Raw genomic sequence first — 6,875 nt, 5'->3', positions numbered from 1 at the left:
TTATAAATGGCCTCACCCGGCGCCGTATGACAGCGAAGCAGCACGCTTTCACCTTCATAGGCAGGCGCAAGCTTGCGCAGATCGTTAAAAGTGGCAACGCTTTTCGTCTGTACATCATTAACAGTAGTAGTCATTTTTTTCTCCAGTGAAAAATGGTTTTAATTAATCAGGCGGATTAATTCATCAAAAATTTCATATTAAATAGTTTTTTTAATATGGCGAAGCATTCTTAAATTCTTAAGTGCGCCTGTTTTCTTTTTTAGCATGGGGAATTCGTTACGAATATCGGTTTTTTCGATAATGGTTAATATTCTTTCTTAGGTGTTGTTTTTGGGTTTTTTTATTTTTTGGCAAGGCATTTCTGGTGGTGATTTATCTCAGTTTGTCTCCTAAGAATAATCTTATCTGTAATAAAAGTAAGCGGGTGCTTACCTTCTTTAATTAGCTCGCGTATTTGGATGGCCTTTTTAATGAACTTTCTGTGGTTTCCTGCCACTCAGCTCTAAACAGCAACCCGAAAGATGTAACGCTATGTGGAACAACGTCCTTTATGATGGCTATCACTTTATTCTGGCGCTGACGTTGGCGATGGCGCGCATTTTTCCCTGCCTGCTGCTATCGCCGGTGTTCTCCTTTAATGCCATCAAAGGCGGCTTGCGTTCCGGTATCGTACTGGCGCTGGCGCTGCTCCCTGCGCCCATGATCCAGCAGCAGCTGGCGGCAGAGGATCCTTCGCTGTTTCTGCTGGCGGCGCTGGCGTTGAAGGAAGTGATAATCGGGGTAACGATTGGTCTGCTGATGGCGATGCCGTTCTGGCTGTTTGAATCGGTGGGCGCGCTGTTTGATAACCAGCGCGGTGCGCTGACGGGCGGCCAGCTCAATCCGCAACTCGGGCCGGACGCCACGCCGCTCGGCTTTTTGATGCAGCAATCCATTATCCTGCTGCTGGTGGTCGGGCTGGGCCTGTCGACTATCACTCAGATTATCTGGGACAGCTACGGCCTCTGGTCGCCTTTGCAGTGGTTGCCGCTGCCGGGCGAAGCCGGTCTGAAAGTCTACCTGGATCTGTTAAGCGGGATATTTACGCATATGGTGCTTTACGCCGGGCCGCTGGTGGCGCTGCTGCTGCTGGTGGATTTTAGCGTAGGGATCCTCAGTATCTATAGCCCGCAGCTGCAGGCTACCGTGCTGGCGATGCCTGCCAAGTGCCTGCTGGGAATGCTGTTCTTTGTGCTCTATCTGCCGATCCTGAATTACGTGGGGGGCGAGCGACTGTTCGATTTAAAAGATTTGGTGCCGCAGCTGGCGGACATTTTTGGTAAGAGTGCGCACTGATGGCTGAAAAAACCGAAGACGCCACGCCCCAAAAGCTCAAAGAGTCGCGTAAGAAGGGGCAGGTCGGTCAGACGCCGGATATCCCCAAATTGCTGATTTGCATAGGCGTAATGGAGACAATTTTTGCGCTCGTTGAGGGCGGAATGCAGCGGCTCGAAGCCATGATTATGCTGCCGCTCGCCCGACTTAACGATCCTTTCGGCCATGCCATGCAGGAGGTCATCACCAATGGGGTTATGGTGCTTTGTTATTTCTGCGGCATCGTCTGTTCGCTGATTTTTCTGCTGCGCGTTATCGGCGGCTGGCTTCAGTTCGGCCCGCTCTTTGCTACCGAGGCGCTGGCGCCAAAGTTCGATGCGATTAATCCCGTCGGCCATCTGAAAAGTATGTTTTCCGCCAAACAGCTGAGCACGCTGCTGACCAGCGTACTGAAGGCGATCGCCATTGGCTTTGTTTTTTACCTTGCGATTGAGCCTGACCTGGGGCCGCTGGCACAGCTGGCCTACGGCGACGATCTCAACGGCTTCTGGCAGGCGGTGCTGGCGCTGTTTATGAAAATCGTACGGGAAACGCTGTCGCTGCTGCTGGTGCTGAGCGCATTCGACTTTGGTCTGCAAAAATATTTCTTCCTTAAGCAACAGCGCATGAGCCATGAAGATATCCGTAATGAGTTCAAGCAGAGCGAAGGCGATCCGCATATGAAAGGGCACCGCAAATCGCTGTCTCACCAGATCCTTAATGAAGCGCCCAAACCGCCCAAAAAAGTGGCGGTGGAAGAGGCGGACATGGTGCTGGTCAACCCCACGCACTTTGCCGTCGGGCTTTACTATCGCCCCGGTGAAACGCCGTTGCCGCGCCTGCTGTTTAAAGCGGAAGGGTTGGATGCGCAGGAGATTATTGCGGAAGCCCAAAACCGGCAGATGCCGGTGATCCGGTTTGTCTGGCTGACCCGCACGCTGTACAGAACGGTCAAGGAAGGCGACTACATTCCGCGAGAAACGCTGAAGGCCGTTGCCCAGGTTTACCGACTGCTGAAAGAGCTGGAGGATCAGCAGCTGGATGAGGTAGTGGAAATCGAAGAGTAACCCTGCCTGCGTCGGATAAAGAACCGGCGACCCACAGATGTTTTAAGCCTTATTATCCGGCCTGAAAACGACTCTCTGAAAGCAAAATACGCAGCGCCGTCATGCGCGATAGCCAATAGATCGGCGGCACGGCTCTTCTCAGCCCAAATATCACCCTAAGAAACAGGGCGTGGATAGCCGTTATGCCTGGGAGCCAACAGCCCGGCGGCACGGCTCTTCTCAGCCCACATATCACCCTAAGAAACAGGGCGTGGACAGCCGTCATGCCTGGGAGCCAACAGCCCGGCGCACGGCTCTTCTCAGCCCAAATATCACCCTATGAAACAGGGTGTGGATAGCCGTCATGCCTGGGAGCCAACAGCCCGGCGGCACGGCTCTTCCGATCCTAAAGACCCCCCGCCTGAAATCCGGGCGCGTATATCCGAGCCGACGGGGTGTTGGCACCGTTGTTTAACGTCCCGAGGGCCAGCTTTTTGTTTGATGACTATAAGGAAGTGCGGTGAGTCGAAAGGCGGTGCCCATAAATACAGTGCATTGACCGACTATTTTTTAAAGGCATCGCCATTCGGAATCCTCTATTCGCCGCAAAAATGCCGGCCGCGTTGTTAACTCCCGCTCGTAATGGATCCTCTGTTTAACAGAGGCTCACAGGATAAAGGATTTACTAAAAAAAGCGCATCTGAGGTCGCGCGCGGCTTCCTCTTTTCGCCTTTCTGCGGGAGAAATGACAGGCGGCTTCCGATTCAGAGTGGTTAACCGGAAGAGGAAAACGGGTTACGCCATATCCGCCAGCGAATAGAGCGTACCGATAGCTTCCTGCGGCACTTCATTGCCCGTAAGCAGCAGGATAAGGAGCGGGGCGCCTTCGGGCGTAGCGGAAAGATAGCAGCCTTCATAACGATTGGGCGCCAGAAAGCGGCGCGTCAGCGCCTCACGCAACCGGAAAGGAGAGAAGGGGGCGGGCAGCAGCTGGAGCATCGGCACAGGATGCGTGTAAAAACGCAGCTCGTGACCGACGGGCTCTTGCCAGCTGCATGCCGCGCCGCGCTGCCATGCCGTTAAAAAAGCACGATGGGAATCCGTGCGGATCACTGGTTAACCGAAGCCTGTGAATAATCAAAGGGGCCGTTACGCATATCCGGCTGCCACCAGATAGTAATCGCCCGGTCGTCCGACACCGGGCGACAGGAGATATCGCTACAGCCTGCGAACTTAGGCTTTGCACAGGCGGTAAGCAGCATCGCCATCAGCAGGATCAGAACAGGTTTTTTCATTATCAGCCTCGTTATTGCGACAGCAGACGCGTGGTTTTTTCGCTACGGGTGGGCAGCGACACCGTTGCCGACTGCAGCAGCGACACGCGGCCCGGCCTGGCGGGCGCCTGGGTGTCGTAAGCCACATACACCTCGGTAGACTCGCCCGGTTGCAACCGGGTGTGCGGCCAGGCCGCTACGGCCAGCGTGCGATCGCCCCGGCAGAACGACTCGTCAAAGCGCGCCTCTTTCCCGCTGGTGTTGGTAATCACGCCGACAGAAATCTGCATCGCGTCATTGCCGTACCACTGCTGGCGGGTGCTGGTACGGAAAGCCAGCGGCACCGAGCAGAGCGAACCGAGCGGCAGCCCGGTCTGGTTAGGCTGTAGCCCGCCTGGCTGGCGGCTTTCGGCCAGATCCTGCATGGCATTTTCGATGGTACGCTTCATGTCGCCAAACTGATGGCGTCGGTTGATGTCCCGCAGCGTATCGTTGATCTGCGCGCTGTTTTCCGCATCCACATAGCGCGAAGGATCGACCTGGTCGCCAATCAGATGCGGCGTAATAATAAACAGCCGTTCGCGCTGAGAAGTGGTGCGATTATTGGAGGTAAACAGTTTGCCCAGCAGCGGGATTTTGCCCAGGATCGGCACGCGTTCTTCGTCATCGCCACTTTGCTTGGTGTGAAAACCGCCCATTACCAGCGACCTTTTCGCCTGCACCAGTGCCTGAGTGCTGATCACGCCGTTTTCCGTGCCCTGGGCGCTACCGTCCTGGTTTTTATCCAGCTTGCCGTCTTCCACATCGACTACCAGCTGCACGGCCGTTTTATCAGGATTGTCGCCAATGGAGCGAGGCGTGACGCGCAGGCTGGTTCCCGCCGTGACTTCCCGAATATCCGCTACCCGCTCGCCAATCGCGGTGATAAAGGCGGTATTGCTGAAATCGATGACGGCAGGCTGGTTTTCCAGCGTCAGCACCGACGGATTAGCAATAATCGAGGCGGTTCCTTCGCCTTCCAGCGCCTGTATATCGGCAAAAAAGCGGTTAAAATCGGTGACAAACAGGGTGCTGGCACCGCTTAACATAGACGCGCCCGCGCTGACGTTGCCAAACTGCCCGGACCAGTTGGTGGAAAGACGAGCCAGCTCGTTGCGGTCGATATCCACGATCACCGCATCGATTTCAATCAGCTTCTGCGGCACGTCGATCATTTTGACCAGTTCCTGATACTCCGGACGCAGCTTTTTGTTGTCGCGCACCAGCAGCGTGTTATTACGTACGTCGGCCGAGACTTTCCCCTGGAGCGTTTTGCCCGGCTGCTGTTCATTGCTGCGGCCCATTCGGGTATTACGACCGATCATCTGTTCCATGATGCTACGGCTTTCATTCTGCATCGCCTGATAGGCACTGTCGCCACCGCCACCGCCACTCTGCGTGGTGGTGGCACCGTTGGCCGAGCCGCCGCCACTTTGCCCCAGCAGTTCGTTAAGCATGGTCGCCACGCCGGGCACCACCAGCGTCTGGTTGCGATATTTGATGGTGCGATCGGCTACGTCAGCATACTTCAGTGGAAACGCCATCATCTGTTTGTCTTCGCTGGTTTCCGGCTCGGACTTTTTGCTGAAATCCGCAATCAGATCGACATACTTAGGCGGGCCGGTGACCAGCACCACGCCGTCATCAGGCAACTCGCCCCAGCCGAAACGCGGCTCCAGCAGGCCGACGCCCTGTAACGCCTGTTTAATATCAGGCGCGGCGTCCGGGCTGATTTTCAGACGACGCGATGTCTGCTGTGATTGCGGGCTGACATAAAGCGTATTGTTATAGACGAACCACTGAAAGCGATATTCCAGCGCCAGCCGGTTCAGAAAAGCCTCAGCATTGTCGGATCTCAGCCGGGCAGTCACAAAGGTATCGGGCAGCCCGGTGACGTTGGCGTCGACGCCGTGGCTACCGGCGAAGTCCTGCAGGATCACGCTGAGTGGGGTATTGTCAGCGGAATAGGCGTAAGCACCTTCACGCCACTCTTCCGGGGTGGTGGCATAGCTGTGTGAAACAGAAAGCCCAATCGCCAGGGCCAGCAGCAAAGGGCGAAAGGGTAAAAAAGCAGACGGCGTAGGCACGCTTCTCTCCTTGTTACAGGCTCGTTGGCCGCAGTAGCATCAGCAGGGTTTCCTGCCAGATTTCACATTGATTACAAAGGCTTTCTAATAATACGACCGCGTCTTCACGCCCGTCGTTCTTTAACCGCACCAGCAGACAAAGCGTTTCCCGCTGCGGATGCAGGCAGAGAGCGGCGCTGCGATCGCCGAAATGCAGCAGCGCCGGAGCGGTTAGCCGCAGCGCGCGCTGCATCAGCGCATCGTTTATCGCCACGGGCAGCTGCAGTTCGGCAAAAAAATACCAGCCGCCGGGCTGGCGCTGTAGCGTGATCGGCATCTCGTCAATCCACAGCGCCAGCTCGCCGTCGGGTCGGTTCAGACAGGCTTCAATCAGGTCGGCAACATCAGTTGATGGCATCAATGATGGCCTTGCGGATACCGTGCTTGTACTGGGTATACTGCGAGCTGGCCCAGTTAGCGTTGGACAAATCAAGCATCTCGTTCTGGAAGGCGTACATATCGCCAACGTTATACGGCTGGTCCTGAGTTTCTTGCGCAAACTGGTACATATCCTTTTGCGCATGCACCACCTGGCTGGTCAGGCGGCGCTGGATTGCATCTTCATTGCTCATCGTTCAGTCTCCGGTTGGGGGTGTCATTAAGTGGCGGGGAATGCAGGCAGGTTCCGACAGAGAGAAAAAATTATTGCAGCAGAAAAAAGGGCGCTAGACAGGCATTAGCGCCGTGCAAACCTGGCTCCAGCTCAGGCTCAGCTCGCCGCTGTCGGTCGTCAGACGCAGCGTGTCGTCGTCCAGCGAGGCGTCGCTGACCAGCTGCCAGTCGAGCGGCTGCTGCTTTAGCCAGGCGTCAACGTCTTTCTGGTGGACAGGCGCACAGCTTAGCGTGGCGGCGGCCTGACGGCCCTGCGCCTGCTGTAGCTGTCGCAGCATCGCACTCAGGCGGCTATCAGAGGGGAAGTCTGCCAGGAGCTGGCTCATTGCCTGCTTTAACAGGGCCTCGGCCTGTGGGACAAGCGCATCCTGCCAGTGCTGCTGCTGCTGCCAGTCCGCGAAAAACTGTGCCGTCTGCGCAATGAA

8 protein-coding genes are annotated in these 6,875 nt (G+C 55.9%); 2 read left to right on the top strand and 6 right to left on the bottom strand.

The window, feature by feature from the left end; translation table 11 throughout:
- Nucleotides 1-531 precede the first annotated feature (531 nt).
- Together sctT and sctU are read left to right on the top strand one after the other, a co-directional pair.
- Nucleotides 532-1,335, top strand: coding sequence for a type III secretion system export apparatus subunit SctT (sctT, locus tag RTK32_RS16715; RefSeq protein ID WP_312045948.1), 804 nt, complete (start codon nt 532-534; stop codon nt 1,333-1,335).
- Nucleotides 1,335-2,420 carry a type III secretion system export apparatus subunit SctU gene (gene sctU / locus RTK32_RS16710; protein WP_312045946.1) on the top strand — a complete coding sequence of 362 codons (1,086 nt, stop codon included), beginning with the start codon at nt 1,335-1,337 and terminating at the stop codon, nt 2,418-2,420. The genes sctT and sctU overlap by 1 nt, the downstream gene beginning before the upstream one ends.
- A 774-nt stretch (nt 2,421-3,194) precedes the next feature.
- On the opposite strand, the gene RTK32_RS16705 is transcribed toward sctU, so the two are convergent.
- From RTK32_RS16705 to RTK32_RS16680, 6 genes are all read right to left on the bottom strand, one after another.
- Complete coding sequence (locus tag RTK32_RS16705; RefSeq protein ID WP_312045944.1) at nt 3,195-3,512, bottom strand: hypothetical protein; 318 nt, start codon at nt 3,510-3,512, stop codon at nt 3,195-3,197.
- Nucleotides 3,509-3,694: an HrpT family type III secretion system protein gene (hrpT, locus tag RTK32_RS16700; RefSeq protein WP_312045942.1), complete on the bottom strand. Its 186-nt coding sequence runs from the start codon at nt 3,692-3,694 to the stop codon at nt 3,509-3,511. Before hrpT ends, RTK32_RS16705 begins: the two co-directional genes overlap by 4 nt.
- An 11-nt stretch (nt 3,695-3,705) precedes the next feature.
- Nucleotides 3,706-5,799 carry a type III secretion system outer membrane ring subunit SctC gene (gene sctC / locus RTK32_RS16695; protein ID WP_312045940.1) on the bottom strand — a complete coding sequence of 698 codons (2,094 nt, stop codon included), beginning with the start codon at nt 5,797-5,799 and terminating at the stop codon, nt 3,706-3,708.
- Between the two features lie 13 nt (nt 5,800-5,812).
- A complete protein-coding gene (locus RTK32_RS16690) occupies nt 5,813-6,196 on the bottom strand; it encodes a hypothetical protein (RefSeq protein WP_312045938.1) in 384 nt (127 codons plus the stop codon).
- Nucleotides 6,183-6,410 carry an HrpF protein gene (locus tag RTK32_RS16685; protein WP_312045936.1) on the bottom strand — a complete coding sequence of 76 codons (228 nt, stop codon included), beginning with the start codon at nt 6,408-6,410 and terminating at the stop codon, nt 6,183-6,185. Before RTK32_RS16685 ends, RTK32_RS16690 begins: the two co-directional genes overlap by 14 nt.
- Before the next feature lie 93 nt (nt 6,411-6,503).
- A partial coding sequence (locus RTK32_RS16680) for an HrpE/YscL family type III secretion apparatus protein (protein ID WP_312045934.1) occupies nt 6,504-6,875 on the bottom strand: 372 nt, incomplete at its 5' end.

Source organism: Erwinia sp., assembly GCF_031978025.1.
GTDB lineage: Bacteria > Pseudomonadota > Gammaproteobacteria > Enterobacterales > Enterobacteriaceae > Erwinia.
This window is presented reverse-complemented; position numbering and strand designations above follow the sequence as displayed.

What these genes read in the sequence shown, in the direction of transcription:
- sctT (WP_312045948.1), top strand. Translation starts at nt 532, where the DNA reads ATGTGGAACAACGTCCTTTATGATGGCTATCACTTTATTCTGGCGCTG.
- sctU (WP_312045946.1), top strand. Translation starts at nt 1,335, where the DNA reads ATGGCTGAAAAAACCGAAGACGCCACGCCCCAAAAGCTCAAAGAGTCG.
- hrpT (WP_312045942.1), bottom strand. Translation starts at nt 3,694, where the DNA reads ATGAAAAAACCTGTTCTGATCCTGCTGATGGCGATGCTGCTTACCGCC.
- RTK32_RS16690 (WP_312045938.1), bottom strand. Translation starts at nt 6,196, where the DNA reads ATGCCATCAACTGATGTTGCCGACCTGATTGAAGCCTGTCTGAACCGA.
- RTK32_RS16685 (WP_312045936.1), bottom strand. Translation starts at nt 6,410, where the DNA reads ATGAGCAATGAAGATGCAATCCAGCGCCGCCTGACCAGCCAGGTGGTG.